This window comes from Candidatus Planktophila sp. (assembly GCF_040402315.1).
Lineage (GTDB): Bacteria > Actinomycetota > Actinomycetes > Nanopelagicales > Nanopelagicaceae > Planktophila.
Genome location: NZ_JBBAMU010000010.1, coordinates 1 through 14,931 on the forward strand (window position 1 = coordinate 1; position 14,931 = coordinate 14,931).

The following is a 14,931-nucleotide window of genomic DNA, read 5'->3' on the forward strand; positions in this document are numbered from 1 at the left end:
GCGGCAAGAAGCTGGACTCAACATCATCGCGACTAAAGGCCCAGGTCATCTGGGTTAGATCATTTGTGCCAAATGAGAAGAAGTCGGCATGGTCTGCGATCTTTCCGGCAGTCATGGCAGCACGTGGTGTCTCAATCATGCTGCCAATCGGAATATCGAAGTGTTGTCCGGTGCCGCTAAGAGTGTTGGTAATTTCTTCTTCCAGGGTCTTGCGCAGGTAGAGCAGTTCTCGCTGGGTGGCGATGAGTGGAACCATAATCTCTGGCATCGGATTGTGGCCAAGCTTTCGAACTTCAAGGCAAGCATGCACCAGGGCGCGCACCTGCATCTTAAATAGCTCCGGGATCAAAATTCCAAGACGAACACCACGAAGACCAAGCATTGGATTAGATTCATGCAGCCGCTTGACGGCCGCAAAGACTGCTTGTTGGCGCGGAGAAATTTCTTCCCCGAGCGCTTCCGCACGCGCCATTTCAGCACTTAACTCGGCGATATTAGGTAAGAATTCATGTAGCGGTGGGTCAAGAAGTCGGATCGTTACTGGAAGTCCAGACATTGCCATCATGATGCCGACGAAATCTCCACGTTGTAGTGGCTCCATTTCCGCGATCACGCCACGCTGGGCCTCTTCATTCTCAGCCAGGATCAAACTCTCAACATAGGCACGACGTGGTCCTAGGAACATATGTTCGGTGCGGCAAAGGCCAACACCTTCGGCGCCAAGAATGCGCGCGCGCACGGCATCTTCTGGGGTATCAGCATTTGTTCGAACCCGCAGCACACGGGAGGCATCAGCATGCTGCAAAATGCGATCGACCGCTTTGACTACCGGCGTTGCCTGAGCCGAATTAGCATCAAGCTTGCCTTCTAGGTAGGCGGTAACGGGGGAGGCAATCGTTGGAAGAGCGCCTAAGTAGACAATGCCACTTGTGCCATCGATGGAGATAACTTCACCTTCATAGACGGTGAGCGCACCGACGGTAAATAAGTTAGCGCGTTCATCGACAGAGATGCTCTCTGTTCCGCAGATAGCTGTCTTACCCATTCCACGAGCCACTACAGCCGCGTGAGATGTCTTGCCACCGCGGCTGGTCAGAATTCCTTCCGAGGCAACCATTCCCACTAGATCATCAGGGCTGGTTTCACGTCTTACCAGAATTACCTTGTGGCCGGCGCGTGCCAAATCAAATGCTCGTCTTGAGTCAAAGACAACTTCACCGACGGCCGCACCTGCTGAGGCTGGGATGCCGCGCGCAATTTCAGTTACCTGTCCGGCCAAATCGAATTGTGGGAACATGAGGTGACCTAGCTGCTCACCAGAGATTCTAGAGAGGGCTTCATCCATAGAAATCTTGCCTTCATCAACAAGTTGTAGTGCCACGCGGAAGGCAGCTTCGGCGGTGCGCTTTCCAACGCGGGTCTGCAAGATCCAGAGTTTTCCGCGCTCTACCGTGAATTCGATATCGCATAGGTCGCGGTAGTGATTTTCTAGGAGTGACATCACTCGCTCTAGCTCTTGGAAAGCCTTTGGTTCGCGCTCATTCATCTCAACTAAAGTCATAGTGTTACGGATACCGGCAACCACATCTTCACCTTGGGCGCGATCTAGGTAATCGCCATAGCTACCGTTTTCACCGGTGGCTGGGTTTCTGGTGAAGGCAACGCCAGTTCCAGAGTCATCGCTTAGATTTCCAAAGACCATTGATTGAATATTTACCGCAGTACCTAAATCAGATGGAATGCGCTCACGTTGGCGATAAATTTGGGCACGCTCTGAATTCCAAGAGTGGAAAACTGCCTCCACAGAGCTAATTAGATGTTGACGTGGATCGGTTGGGAAATCCTTGCCGGTCTGAGCTTCAATCTCTCTAATGAGAGCCTGTGCCAATGCTTTTAGGCCATCTACAGTCAATTCTTGAATGCTATTTACGGAATTTGATTCAAGAACTCGGGCTTCAATTTTCTTGAAATCTGCTGGCGGGACATCGCAGACAATACGGCCGAACATATCGATGAAGCGGCGGTAGGAATCCCAAGCAAACTTGGCATCGCCAGTTTGTTCTGCCATTGCTTGCGCAACTTCTGGTGTCATGCCGACATTGAGAACTGTCTCCATCATGCCTGGCATGGAAAACTTCGCACCGGAACGAACGGAAACTAAGAGTGGATTCTTTGGATCGCTAAATTTCTTATCGAGCATCTTTTCGAGTTCGCCTAGCGCGCTCTGAATTTCACCAGAGAGGGAAGCTGGAATTATTCCAGAGGCCAGAAATTCTCGGCAAGCTTGGGTGGTGATGGTAAATCCCGGTGGTACCGGAAGACCCATCCGGGTCATCTCGGATAAATTGGCACCTTTGCCACCGAGGAGATCGGCCATCGAGCGATCCCCAAAGGTGAACGGATAAACCAGCTGCTCTGCAGGCATGGACGGATGATACATGCTTTTCAAAAGTGGCGGCCCACGGTCCTGCCCTGCCAGAAGTGGCTTGCTGTTGTAGAGTCCGTGCAGAAATTGCCAGTGGAGGAGGAAGCGATGGCCGGTATGGTCAGCTGTCACTTAAGCGCAGATGCCTTGAGTGAGGTACGTCGCAAAGTGCATCAGACTCGCAAAGATGCCGCGCTGCCAATTGGTGAGGTAGTCACGGCCGAGATTATTTCTCACGATGTGAGAGTCATTGCCGAGTTTATTGCGGAAGAGTTTGAAGACGATGTCGTGGAGCTCTTTCGTTCCAGAGTGGCTCCTAATCCGTGGCCGGAAATTACGAGTTGGGATTACCCGGGGCCATGGGTTAATGCCCACTCGGAAACTTTGGTGCACATCCTGGATTCAGAAGCGTCAGTCAATATATTTTCTAAGAGCGGTTCCTATACCCTTCGGATTTCGGCGCTGGATTAGGGATAAGTCACCTACCTTTACCTTCGATTTTCGATTATCATTTTGCCATGGCGAAAAAAGTTATCTCTAGACATCGTGCGGCAGCTAAGTTCGGCTGGCTCGGAGCCCTGATTGCTCTTGGTTTCACCCTCTTCTGGCCCAGCATCTATCCAACAACAATTATTGTAAACAGTGCCCTTGGATATGTAATTGCCTTCATCATTAACTACTTCTTTCGCATGGCAAAAGGCAAATAAAACTCTCCTAATTTCTTCTTATTAGTGGTGCGCCCTGCTATTTTGGCGACATGAAAAATATCTTGAAGCAGGGCCTGCCGATATTTGCAATCTCATCGAATATGAGAGCGGGCCTAATTCTCATTGGCCCACTACTTCCAATTCTTAAGCAAGAGTATGGAATAAGCGTATTTACTGAATCTATTCTGGCTGCAACCCCGCTTCTCTGCTTCTCACTTTCGGCAATCTTGATGCGCAGTATTAGCCGTCTAGGAAATACCAATCGCGTTATTTCCTACGCCATCACACTTCTTACACTCTCACTCTTCTTACGTACTACCTTTGATATTGCATCCATCTTGATTTTCTCAATTACACTCGGTATCTCAGTTGCGGTGCTTAACTACATGTTGCCGGTTTGGGTGAAAGAAAATGGCACCTCAAATGCCGGGCTACTCACCGGAATCTATGCCTCTGTCATGGGATCGTGTGCAGCCATATCACTTGCCATTACCGCCCCACTTGCTGAAGCATCTTCCTACACCTGGCGCCTTGCCATGCTGCCTTGGTTCGTCATCGGTGCGCTCACCGCACTGTGGTGGTGGATCAAGATTCCTAGCTCTTCGGTATCTGATGTTGTGGAGAGCAAGGAAAGTTTCTGGGCAAATCCACTATTTAAGAGTAGCTCTGCTTGGTCTATTACAATCTTGTTTGGTTTGCTGAACATGATTCACTACGCATCAGCCACCTGGTTGCCAACTATCTTGATAACTAAAGGCTTCACCTTGGTCAACGCGGGAATTCTGGTTGCGGTAGCAACGCTTGTGGGATCCCTTCTTAGCCTGGCAGTTCCGCACTTTGCCTCCAAGCGGAAAGATTTCCGCCTGGTATTGATAGTTTTCTCAATCTTCCTGGCAGTTTCCTACTTTGCTATCTCTGTTGATACCGGGATGAGCCTGTGGCTCTGGGTGATTCTTGGAAATATTGGGGTTTATGTGACCTTTTCAATTGCATTGTTCTTGGTTGTCTTCCGGGCAGCTGATGCCGCAAAGACCAAGTCACTGTCCATCATGATGCAATCTGTTGGCTACGTGATGGCGACAGCTTCGCCAATTGTGCTGGGCAGACTCTTTGACATCACCGGAAATTGGGATCGCGCGCTCTACTTCATCATCGGACTTGCAGCGCTGCAGGTATTGGTTGCCATGAAAGCTGGCTCAAACGAGAAGGTTTAAGCCAGCCCAGTAATTTGATTCAGGAGTGGTTTATTTTCCGCTAGTCGAGATAACTGCTCCTGCACCATCTTGCGGGCTCGTGGATCAAAGGCACCACTATCACCGCCCACATGGGGGGAGATGATGAGATTTGGCGCCGACCACAGCGGATGACCGGCAGGTAGTGGTTCTGGATCGGTCACATCTAAGCCAGCGGTAATGCGCCCGGTGTGAAGTTCGGCAACGAGTGCGTCGGTGTCGATGATGGCGCCGCGAGCGACGTTAACCAAGGTGGCGCCATCTTTCATCTTCTTGATTCGTTCTGCGTTAATAAAGTTCTTTGATTCAGCGGTCAGTGGCAGAATTAAAATAATGACATCGAGCATTGGCAGATACTGATCAAATTCGGCAATTTTTATTGAGCCATCGCTACCACTTCGCGTGAAGGCCGTTACTTTAGTTTCAAACATCTCTAACAGAGATGCAATCCGCTTGCCGATATGGCCATAGCCAATGATTCCAACGTGTGAGTCAGCAAGTGCTGGCTTTGTTGTGCGCTGCCAGATGCCTTGCTTCTGGTTATCCATAAACTCGGCAAATCCGCGGCGGGAGGCAATCGTTAAACCGACTGCCAGCTCTGAGGTGGAGACATCGTGGATTCCTGTTCCATTACACAGGCTTACTCCTTGTGGAATGTGGGGCAAAATATCTTCATATCCAGCTTGGTTGTAGTGCACAACCTTAAGGTTTTTCATCTTCGGAATAATTTCAATGGTCTTTAGCCCGCCCATATAGCTGGGCACATAGAACTCAATTGCATCAAATTGCGATGCAGCTGGAACAAATCCATCACTATCTAAGTGAGTCATGCCTGCAGGAAGAGTGAGATCACTCCATTGCGTCCAGATTTTCATTACTTTATTGATCCCATCTTCTCGATGTGCCGAATCATAACCATTTATCACTATGAGCATGATGACAAAACCTTTGGGCAGATAGAGTGCGGCTATGAGCGACTTGTCTGAGCAGGTGCGAAAAGCACTCGATGCGGCAGTAGCAGCCATTGGTGGATCAACGCGCGAAGGCCAGATTGAGATGGCCGAAGCTGTTGCTAATGCGCTCACCGATAGACACCACCTCATGGTTCAAGCGGGTACGGGCACCGGCAAATCACTTGCCTACATAGTTCCAGCACTGGTTCACGGTCGAAAAGTATTGGTAGCAACTGCAACCCTTGCCTTGCAGAGACAGTTAGTAGAACGTGATTTACCGGCCGTTGTGCCAGCGCTGGAAAAAGTGCTGGGGCGCGAGATTACCTACGGGATATATAAAGGTGTGGGCAACTATGTGTGTCTGCAGAAGATGAATGCTGATGACACTGATCCTGATGGTGAGTTAGTACTGGAATCTTCCTATTTAGAAAAAGATGCCAAGCGCCTGATTGCCTGGGCTAAGACGCCGGGTGTATCCGGTGACCGAGATGACGCACCGGAAGTAGATCGCAGAGTGTGGGCGGCGAACTCTTTATCAGGGCGTGAATGCGTAGGCGCCGATGTCTGTGCCTGGGGCGCACAATGCTTTGCTGCTAAGGCAAAAGCGAAAGCACAAGCGGCCGATGTTGTTGTCACCAACCACACCTTGCTCGCCATTGAAATTGTTGATTCGCACCCGATTTTGCCGGAGCGCGATGCTGTTATTTTGGATGAAGCCCACGAATTTATGGATCGCACAACACAGGCGGTAACGGAGGAGCTCACATCAGGACGGGTGCAACGAGCTGCTGCCATGGCTCGCAAATACTCACCCGGCAAACCAAGTGAGGCGCTGACAAAGGCGGCCGATAGTTTCCATGATGCGATGGAAGATTACGGCCAGAGCGTGAAGAGTGATTTCACAGCGCAAGGCAGGTTAAAAGATATTCCAAGTATGTTGGAAGCTCCGATTCGAAAGCTTAAGGAGAGTGCAGCGGCATTTGTGCAGGTACTGACCGCCGATGATGAGATTATCGATCCTGATAGCAATGCCGAGCGTGCTCGAGTAAAGGGTGCGGTGCAAGAGATTGCAACGACCGCCGGTAAGTTACTTAAAATGGGTGATGAGCATGTGCTCTGGTATGAGCCAACATTTTCCACCCTGCATTTAGCACCGCTTTCGGTCTCCCACATCTTGCGCAGTAATCTATTGACCAAGACACCAGTTATTGCAACCTCTGCCACGTTAACTGTGGGCAATAACTTCGATGCGATGGCGCGCAGTATTGGTTTCGTAGTGGGAACAGATGCTGATGCTGAAAGTGAGAGTGAAGATATTGATCCAGCAAATGTGCAGATGCTCGATGTCGGTTCTCCCTTTGATTTTGCGAATCAGGGAGTTCTGTATCTGCCAAAACATTTACCGGAGCCAGGTCGTGATGGTCCGAGCAAGGAAGTTCTGGATGAACTTGGGGAACTGATTGACGCCGCCGGCGGGCGCACCCTTGCTCTCTTTAGTTCTTGGCGCGGGGTAGAGGCAGCCGATGCTCATCTACGTGAAGTATTAGTTGATTTACCAATCTCAATCATCACTCAGAAACGCGGAGATGCAGTTGGGCCACTAGTGGAGCGTTTTGCTAAAGACGAAACTTCTATCTTGCTGGGCACGATGTCGCTATGGCAGGGCGTGGATGTTCCGGGAAATTCTTGCATTTTAGTTGCCATTGATCGCATTCCATTTCCGCGTCCCGATGAACCGGTCATGTCTGCCCGATCATCGCTAGCTGATGCATCAGGCGGCAGTGGATTTATGCAGGTATCAGTACCGCGCGCCGCACTTTTGTTGGCCCAAGGAACTGGTCGTTTGATTCGCAGCATTGAAGACCGAGGCGTTGTGGCAATCCTTGATTCCAGAATTGTCACTAAACGCTACGGCAGCGTGCTACTTAACTCGATGCCACCGCTGTGGCGAACAAGTGATGGGGCGGTAGTGCGCGAATCACTTCGCAGACTTGCCGCAAACGTGGATGAGTAAGTTACTTAATCGCAATCTTTACTGAACCATGGAGCATCTGCCACATGCCAGCTTTTTCTGCGGCATGGAATTCAACTGCACACGTTCCGGGCTTACTTGCCTTAAGAACGTTGGCCTTGATTGAACATGTCTTAGATGCACTCTTATACATAATCACTTCACCAAAGTTGGTTGCCTTCGCAAGTGATCTGCTCGCCCCACTCTTGAGTGATGTAGGCAGCGCACTCATCTTCTGGGTTCCCGGTGTGAGAATGAATGGGAAATTACCGGAAGCTGCTGCCGTGGTTGCATTTCCGGCAGTTGAGTAGGCAAGTGCGCACTGTCCTGCACCTTTAAGCGCCGTCAAAGATCCATTGGCATAAGTGCAATCAGGTGTGAGTGATGTCAAAGTGACGGCTAGGCCTGATTTTGCAGATGCCATAATCATGGCATCTGCGCGGTAGGCCAAGTTGCTGGGAACATTGCGAACTAGGGCAGTTCCATTGAGGGTGACAGTGATTTCATCTGCTGTGAGTACCGGAGCTGCCGCACCCACTCTAAAAGTAATTGGCAAGAACTTATCCTCTGAAGTATCTGTGGGGGCGGTGTGATCGAGACGGAAGAAGAGTCCACATTGGGTTGTTGTGCAATCAACTGTGACACCTTTACCAGTAATTGAACCGGCAACTTTCATCACGATTGCTCCCGTTGGACTAGTCGTTCCTGGTCCACCTGCGGCAGTGACCCACAACTGAAGTGTGTCGCTACATGTCACTGGGCGAGCAGTACCTACTGGTGCGATGCACTGTTGAATATACATTCCAGCTTTTGTTGGAAACTTAGTGAAACCACCATTGATTGTGTCTCCGGCTGGATTGAGATTAGTCAGGGGAGCACTTGCGAAGGCAAAGGTTTCTGCCTGGGCAGGTGTTGATACGCCGATAGGGGCAACTAAAGTGATGACGGTAAGTGCGATGAGGGCTTTCTTATATGCGGTAAACATGTTTCTCCTAGTTTCGTAGTTGATTTACTTCTTAAAGGTGATGGGAATAAATAGATCATGGGTGCGATCTCCTTCATGCAGGTGATCTGATCTGACTGTGATGGCGCATTTAACTTGGGTGCAATCGTGCTTACCGATTTTCTTAGTCACTCGAACTTTCTCAGTGAAGCGACCACCGGGTGCGAAGGGGATGACTAGCCCTGTGGCATAAGAAGGTGCGTTAGATGAGATCCAATAAGAAGCATCTCCGATTCCTTCTTTATTAACTCCACCACCACATGGTGTGGGAGGCTGACCTTTCTTAGGCAATAGGCAGTAAGCGAGATAAATCCCCACTGTTTCATCAAATCCTGTGCCTGATACTGCTATCTCTTGCCCACTTTTTACTTTGGTAATCGATGCGGTAAGTTTTTGATCATCTGAGCCAAGCACAGAAGTTGCCGCCATCGCGGGTGTACACAGCGTAGTAGAGGCGATGATTACTATCGCTACCTGTATCAACTTGCTGCGCATGGTGAGAATAATAGAGAAGGTGGCATCTAGCTTTATCCGACGACCAGGCCGCACACTGTCGGCAAGTTATTTGAGAGTATTCAGCCATGAGTAAAGAGCGGAATGTCATGGCCCTAGTTGTTGCCACAATCACATCTGCGGCGCTCGTACTTACTAGCTGCAGTACTGATAATTCTAAAGCAATTGAGATTTCATCGGCTCGGGCAACCACAATTGAGAGCATCGAAAGCACAGCGGCTCAAAAAGTTGTGGCACTTGCGAACGGCGCCGGGGAAATTATCTCTGCGATGGGATTTAAATCAATTCTCATCGGTCGCGATATAGCAAGTACTGATGTAGACCTTAAGAGCGTTCCAATTGTTACTTCCGGACACCAAGTAGTGGCCGAGAAAATTATCGCCCTCACACCGGATCTAGTTATTGTTGATAAATCAACTGGCCCGCAAAGCGCCCTCGATGCCTTAACAGTTGCTGGAATCCGAGTAGTGACAACGCCAGAGGCGTGGACCTTAGGTGATATACCGGCAAAGGTTCGCGCTATTGCAGATGCAATTGGGGTGCCAGCAAGTGGGGCTGCACTTAACACGGCACTGAATTCCTTTCTTAAAAAGCTCCAGAAGTCACCAGAAAAGAGTCGTGTTATTTTTCTCTATCTTCGCGGCGGCAGTTCTATTTATTTAATTGGCGGCAAAGGATCGGGTGCTGATTCATTAATCACAGCCATCGGGGCGCAAGATGTTGGAGCGGCAAATCTTGCCAACCCATTTAACGCCATGACTAGTGAGCTCATTGCTTCACTGAATCCTGATGTCATTCTGGTGATGAGCAAGGGACTGCAATCAGTCGGTGGCCTCAAGGGACTGGTAGAACTTCCCGGAATCGCACAGACTGCTGCAGCAAAAAACAAAAGAGTGATTGCCGTCGATGATTCACTGCTGCTCTCTTTCGGTCCGCGCACCCCTGATTTAATTGCAAAACTGAGCGCGGCAATCGCGAAGGTGAGGAAGAAATGAAAAAAATTGCATCCCTGATTCTGCTGCTGCCCATCATCTCCATTATTGCCCTATCCCTGGGCGCTACCGAGGTTAGTGAGCTCTTGCGATATATTTTTAATCCATTTCTTAATCCGGAGAGCGCCTCACACCAAATTATTTGGCAGATTAGAGCACCGCGTGTGGGAGCAGCGATTCTGATCGGAGCCGCCCTGGGTGTTGCTGGTTCACTTGCGCAGAGTTCGACTAATAACCCTTTGGCCGATCCGGCAATTCTTGGAACTTCAGCAGGTGCATCACTGGGTGTTTTACTTGGGGTGTTGACCAACTTAGTCAGTATTGGATCAGCTGGCGCCGTTGTCTGCGCAGCAATTGGTGCGATGGCGGCAACCTTGCTGACATTTTCACTAGCTCGCTCTGCGCTGCAGTTAATCACTATTGGAATTGGCGTCTCGGCAATTCTTAGTGCGATAGTGGGGCTCACGCTCTCGGCGGTGAGCAGACCAGATGCGCGCTCTATCTCATTCTGGTCATTTGGTTCACTCGCACTGGTGAGCACCAAGACGCTCTATGTTGTGGCCCCGGTGCTGGTCATCGCTGCAGTGCTTGCCTGGAAGATTGCCCCGACACTTGATCTACTTTCCTTAGGTGATGCATCAGTGCGCCACATTGGTCATAACGCACAGCGCATCCGCTTGGGCGCATTTGGCATCTTGGCAGTTCTTGTTGCAGTAACTGTCTCAAGTGTTGGTTCCATTGCCTTTCTAGCTCTGGCTGCGCCTCATATTGCGCGCTATCTATGTGGACCACGCAATCGGGTGCTGGTTATTTATTCAGGACTCATTGGCGCACTTATTCTCTTGCTTGCAGATACTTCAGCTCGTTCTGCGATTCCGCCCTTTGAACTTCCGATCGGCCTTTTGACATCACTGATTGGTGCACCGATTTTGATACTCACTCTTAAAAAAAGTGGTGATATATGGCGCTAATTACGATCGAGAAAGTCTCCATTATTCGCGGTGGGAAAAACGTCATTACCGATTTCAGCGCCAGCATTGAACCCGGAAAGATTACGGCAATCATCGGCCCCAACGGCAGCGGTAAGAGCACGCTGCTAGGCGCTTTGGCCGGAGATCTTGCAGTTAATTCAGGTGTAATCACTTTTGATGGTCGAAATCTGAAGGAAATATCGGTAGCTGAACAAGGGCAGCTGCGGAGTGTGGTTCTGCAAAATAGAAATTATTGGCTCTCCTACACCGCTCGCGAGCTGATTGAGATGGGCCAGGGCCCCGCCGAACTCCTACGCGTGGAAGCTGTGATGCAGCGCCTTGATATGACCAGATTTGAAAACCAGAGCGTTACTACGTTATCTGGGGGAGAAGGGCAAAGAATTGAGATTGCCCGCGCGCTAATAAGAGAGACGCCAATATATTTATTGGATGAACCACTTTCGGCACAAGATGTGCAGAGCAAAGCGCGGATTATTGCTTTCTTAGAAGAGTTGCGAAATCAGGGAAGAACAATCCTGGTGATTGCTCACATTGATAGGAGTTCTTTATCCTGGTGTGATCAGATCATCGATACATTGGCGCAATAACGGCCAACTTTTAGCAAAGCTTGGATGTAGGGGCAGCCGAGTAACATCCTCAAATTTCACCCACCGCACTTCAAATGATTCATCGTTTAGCTCATGTCCCTCAAGTGTTTGATTTGCGCGGGCGATAATTGTTGAGTAACTCCAGCCCTGGTGATCATCGGTAAAGGTGTGAAGCGGCTCTAAATCATCGGGGTTGATGCCAGTCTCTTCTACCGCTTCCCGCATTGCACTTTCCATGATCGTTTCATGCGAATCTCGGGCACCGCCCGGAATGCCCCAGGTGTCACCGTTATGCACCCAGGGTGCGCGATGCTGTAAGAAAATTGAACCGTCACGAATAATCAGCAGGCCGGCGGCGCCGTGGACGCCCCAATGTTTGGAGCCGCATCCACATTGGATCCATCCATCTCCATCGCGGGCAGCCATGGTCCTACTTTCTCATATCTATCCACAACCAGCACAATTGAACCGTTGCTGCGCACCCAAGGGATTTAACCTCCCGCGCATGAAGAGAATTCTTATATTCGCGATCTTGTTCATAAACGTTGCAGCACCGGCACACGCAGCTGATTGCATTGAAAAAGCATGTATAGATGTCTATACCCAAGATGGCAAGATAGTGATTGAAGGGCGTAAGGGAACAGGTGCGGCGCAGAAGAAAGTGGTAGCACCTGCGCCCAGTAAGACTAGAAAGCCCATAGTTAAGAAAATCACTACCCCACCGCCGAAATCAACCGATATTGCCAAACCAAAGATTATTACCGCAACTAAAAAACCTATCGTCAAGAAGCGGGTAAAGCCGGAAGTGGCGCCTACGGCAACTTCACTAAGCGATAGGTTAATTGAAATTCTGCCCACTGCCGGAATTGCTTATTCCCCCTCATTTCAACCGCTGATTAAGGTTCCGGTCTTCTTCTGGTCAGATATTCCAGCAATCGTTACTAAGAAGATTGAAATTGTGGGCGAAGTTGTTGAAGTCTCGCTTAAACCCACCTTCATCTGGCATTACGGCGATGGCATTTTTTTTATTACGCGTAGTGCCGGCGCACCTTTTCCAGATGGGCAAATCCAACATAGCTATTCAAACCCAGGGCACTACCTCATCCAACTCATTACAAGTTGGGATGGTGAATTCACCGTGCAAGGTGTCAAGCGTCGGATCCCAGGAAAGATTGAATCAGTCTCGATTTTACCTATCTCCGTTGTTGCTGCGCCCACACGTTTTTCTACTCCCGTCACACTAAACCGATAAGAAAGGCTTCTCATGACAACCCTGACTTCACCGCACGATCTACTTGCCGCTATTCCTTTTCTTATCGGTTATCACCCAAGTAATTCACTTGTTCTGGTCGCACTGAACACAGATTGCGAAGATAAAGACGCGGTCGGGATGGCGATGCGCGTTGATCTACCCGTAGATATCTCTTGCGAAAGCTATGACCTACTTGCCTCCCACTTCACCCGCGAAAAGGCTGAAGGAGCGCTGCTGGTGGCATACACACCTGCCGAATCGGAAGCCGGCGAGACAGTACTGATTAATGCCAGTGCCGCACTCATGCGCGCTGGCATTGAGATTAGAGAATCACTGCTTGTGCGAAGTGATCGCTTTCGCTCACTTCTCTGTATTGATTCAGCGTGTTGTCCACCGGAAGGCAGCCCGGTTCCAGAAATTGATTCATCGCGTATCGCCGCAGAGCATGTCATCGCTGGACATCCAATGCCCTTTGCAACTGTCGATGAGCTAATTTACTCAATCTCAGCGCTGCCATCTGCCGCCCATGAGTCTTGGTTCAGTGAAGTCAACCAATTCACGATTGCCACCGATGCCAAAGAATTAAATCACCTGCAACGAGATGGCGCCACCGCCGTGATTGATTTAGCAGGGGAATATCAAGCAGGTCGGGGCGCAGAAGATCGCGAACTGAGCGCACGAGTTATTGGGCGCATGAGTGATATTCAAGTGCGTGATTTTGCACTGGGTAGTCACAGCCTTGAGACCGCTGACTTCTTCTGGAAGATGTGGCGAGATTTATTAGTTATCGCACCCATTGGTTTTGTGGCACCAATTGCATCGGTCTTTGCCGCTCTCTCATATGAACGTGGTGAGGGAGCTCTGGCCCAGAAGGCGCTAGATCGTGCGCTGGCAGATAACCCGAGCTACTCACTAGCGCTGCTACTGCGGCGAGTATTTACGGCAGGCTGGCCGGCGAAATCCTTTACCAGGATGCGAGCAGAGCTACACCCCAAAGTGGTTGCCACAATTTTCGGGTAATATTTGCACTGGTCACGAGTTCTAGTCCTAAGCCCCGGCTGACTAGACGGCAACCCTCCACCGCGGCGGGGTGCTCCGGGTGACGACCAGGCAGAGCTCTTAGCTGCAAGTGCGTGAAGGATTTATTCATGAGCAGAAGACCTAACTTCGATGTCACCGGTGCGTGGCTTGAAGGTGATGATCCAGGTGATCGTAAATTTATCAAGATTGGTGATTTACTTCTTGAAAATGGCGAGACCCTGCCAGATATCACCATTGCTTATCAGAGCTGGGGAACGTTAAACGCTGATAAATCCAATGCAATTTTGGTTAACCATGCAATGACTGGTTGGTCTGATGTTCCTGGATGGTGGCCGCAAATGGTGGGCCCGGGGCTGCCATTTGATACCGATAAATATTTTGTTCTCTGCCCCAATGTCATTGGTGGCTGTCAAGGTTCAACTGGCCCAGCAAGTATTGCCCCTGATGGAAAGCGTTATGGTTCCCGCTTTCCCATCATCACCATTCGCGACATGGTGAATGCCGAGATTGCATTTAGCGATGCGCTCGGAATTGATAAGTATTTACTTGCAGTGGGTCCTTCTCTCGGTGGCATGCGTTCACTGGAATGGGCGGTGCAGTTGCCGGAGCGAGTCAGTGCCATCTGCACGATTGGATCTTCAGCCGTTGCCACCGGTGACCAAATCGGAACCGCATCAGTGCAGATTCATGCCATTAAATCTGATCCGCACTTTAATGACGGAGATTATTACGAGCAAGAACGTGGCCCGGTTGACGGAATGGGAATTGCGCGCCGGATTGCCCATCTGACATATCGCACCGAATCTGAGATGGATGTGCGCTTTGGTCGCCAATTACAAGGAGATGAGACCGGGCGCTATGCCGTGCAGTCATATCTGGACCATCAGGCTAATAAGCTCGCTAGACGCTTTGATGCCAATACCTATATCGCCTTAACTGATGCGATGAATTCGCACGATATCGGCCGCGAGCGCGGCGGCGTGGTCAAGGCCCTGGCCAGCGTGAAAGTTCCGGTGGTGGTCGTCTCCATCGACACCGATCGCCTCTTCGTCCCTCGACTTCAGGTTGAGATTTCAGAGCTCGTTCCCACCGCCGAGGCTCCGATTGTCATCAGTTCCGAGTTCGGCCATGACGGATTTTTGGTGGAGAGTGAAGCTATGGGCGATGCTATTCGCCACGCCTTGCATGTTGCGGGTACAATATAGATAGTACTTCGAGCAGTT

General features: G+C 50.1%; 15 protein-coding genes and 1 riboswitch. Of the genes, 10 read left to right on the forward strand and 5 right to left on the reverse strand.

Annotation, left to right across the window (positions count from 1 at the left end; genetic code table 11):
* Positions 1–2,425 (reverse strand): pyruvate, phosphate dikinase (gene ppdK / locus AC9UEP_RS02975; RefSeq protein ID WP_509543863.1); only part of this gene is annotated, 2,425 nt, incomplete at its 3' end.
* Positions 2,426–2,533: 108 nt separating this feature from the next.
* On the opposite strand from ppdK, the gene AC9UEP_RS02980 reads away from it, so the two are divergent.
* The 3 genes from AC9UEP_RS02980 to AC9UEP_RS02990 are packed head-to-tail and all read left to right on the forward strand — an operon-like array spanning position 2,534 to position 4,346.
* Positions 2,534–2,896, forward strand: a complete 363-nt coding sequence (locus AC9UEP_RS02980) for a hypothetical protein (protein ID WP_509543865.1) — start codon at positions 2,534–2,536, stop codon at positions 2,894–2,896.
* Positions 2,897–2,943: 47 nt separating this feature from the next.
* Positions 2,944–3,132, forward strand: coding sequence for a hypothetical protein (locus AC9UEP_RS02985; protein WP_095674625.1), 189 nt, complete (start codon positions 2,944–2,946; stop codon positions 3,130–3,132).
* A 50-nt stretch (positions 3,133–3,182) separates the two neighbouring features.
* On the forward strand, positions 3,183–4,346 hold the full coding sequence (locus AC9UEP_RS02990; protein WP_509543866.1) for an MFS transporter: 1,164 nt from the start codon (positions 3,183–3,185) through the stop codon (positions 4,344–4,346).
* On the opposite strand, the gene AC9UEP_RS02995 is transcribed toward AC9UEP_RS02990, so the two are convergent.
* A complete protein-coding gene (locus tag AC9UEP_RS02995) occupies positions 4,343–5,299 on the reverse strand; it encodes a 2-hydroxyacid dehydrogenase (protein WP_509543868.1) in 957 nt (318 codons plus the stop codon). The two genes, AC9UEP_RS02990 and AC9UEP_RS02995, sit on opposite strands and share 4 nt — an antisense overlap.
* 34 nt (positions 5,300–5,333) lie before the next feature.
* On the opposite strand from AC9UEP_RS02995, the gene AC9UEP_RS03000 reads away from it, so the two are divergent.
* Positions 5,334–7,331: an ATP-dependent DNA helicase gene (locus AC9UEP_RS03000; RefSeq protein WP_509543870.1), complete on the forward strand. Its 1,998-nt coding sequence runs from the start codon at positions 5,334–5,336 to the stop codon at positions 7,329–7,331.
* 1 nt (position 7,332) lies between these two features.
* Here the strand turns inward: AC9UEP_RS03000 and AC9UEP_RS03005 are convergent, their stop codons facing one another.
* Together AC9UEP_RS03005 and AC9UEP_RS03010 are read right to left on the reverse strand one after the other, a co-directional pair.
* On the reverse strand, positions 7,333–8,313 hold the full coding sequence (locus AC9UEP_RS03005) for a hypothetical protein (RefSeq protein WP_509543872.1): 981 nt from the start codon (positions 8,311–8,313) through the stop codon (positions 7,333–7,335).
* Positions 8,314–8,337: 24 nt separating this feature from the next.
* Entirely contained in the window at positions 8,338–8,826 is a 489-nt protein-coding gene (locus AC9UEP_RS03010; RefSeq protein ID WP_509543874.1) for a neocarzinostatin apoprotein domain-containing protein, read from the reverse strand.
* Positions 8,827–8,912: 86 nt separating this feature from the next.
* On the opposite strand from AC9UEP_RS03010, the gene AC9UEP_RS03015 reads away from it, so the two are divergent.
* Genes AC9UEP_RS03015 through AC9UEP_RS03025 form a run of 3 tightly spaced genes read left to right on the forward strand, consistent with a single transcriptional unit; the run spans position 8,913 to position 11,415 of the window.
* Positions 8,913–9,839, forward strand: coding sequence for a heme/hemin ABC transporter substrate-binding protein (locus AC9UEP_RS03015; protein WP_509543875.1), 927 nt, complete (start codon positions 8,913–8,915; stop codon positions 9,837–9,839).
* A complete protein-coding gene (locus AC9UEP_RS03020; RefSeq protein WP_509543877.1) occupies positions 9,836–10,807 on the forward strand; it encodes a FecCD family ABC transporter permease in 972 nt (323 codons plus the stop codon). Before AC9UEP_RS03015 ends, AC9UEP_RS03020 begins: the two co-directional genes overlap by 4 nt.
* Positions 10,798–11,415, forward strand: coding sequence for an ABC transporter ATP-binding protein (locus AC9UEP_RS03025; protein WP_509543879.1), 618 nt, complete (start codon positions 10,798–10,800; stop codon positions 11,413–11,415). Before AC9UEP_RS03020 ends, AC9UEP_RS03025 begins: the two co-directional genes overlap by 10 nt.
* Here AC9UEP_RS03025 and AC9UEP_RS03030 read toward each other — a convergent pair.
* The gene (locus tag AC9UEP_RS03030) at positions 11,374–11,841 is read right to left on the reverse strand and encodes an NUDIX hydrolase (protein ID WP_509543881.1); all 468 of its coding nucleotides are present in this window, start codon (positions 11,839–11,841) and stop codon (positions 11,374–11,376) included. The two genes, AC9UEP_RS03025 and AC9UEP_RS03030, sit on opposite strands and share 42 nt — an antisense overlap.
* Before the next feature lie 79 nt (positions 11,842–11,920).
* Here AC9UEP_RS03030 and AC9UEP_RS03035 point away from each other — a divergent pair, with 79 nt between their 5' ends.
* From AC9UEP_RS03035 to metX, 3 genes are all read left to right on the forward strand, one after another.
* Positions 11,921–12,667, forward strand: a complete 747-nt coding sequence (locus AC9UEP_RS03035) for a PKD domain-containing protein (RefSeq protein ID WP_509543883.1) — start codon at positions 11,921–11,923, stop codon at positions 12,665–12,667.
* Positions 12,668–12,679: 12 nt separating this feature from the next.
* Entirely contained in the window at positions 12,680–13,687 is a 1,008-nt protein-coding gene (locus AC9UEP_RS03040; RefSeq protein WP_509543885.1) for a DUF4192 domain-containing protein, read from the forward strand.
* A 10-nt stretch (positions 13,688–13,697) separates the two neighbouring features.
* Positions 13,698–13,805, forward strand: a riboswitch (SAM riboswitch).
* A 10-nt stretch (positions 13,806–13,815) separates the two neighbouring features.
* Complete coding sequence (gene metX, locus AC9UEP_RS03045; RefSeq protein WP_509543887.1) at positions 13,816–14,913, forward strand: homoserine O-acetyltransferase MetX; 1,098 nt, start codon at positions 13,816–13,818, stop codon at positions 14,911–14,913.
* Positions 14,914–14,931: the final 18 nt, after the last annotated feature.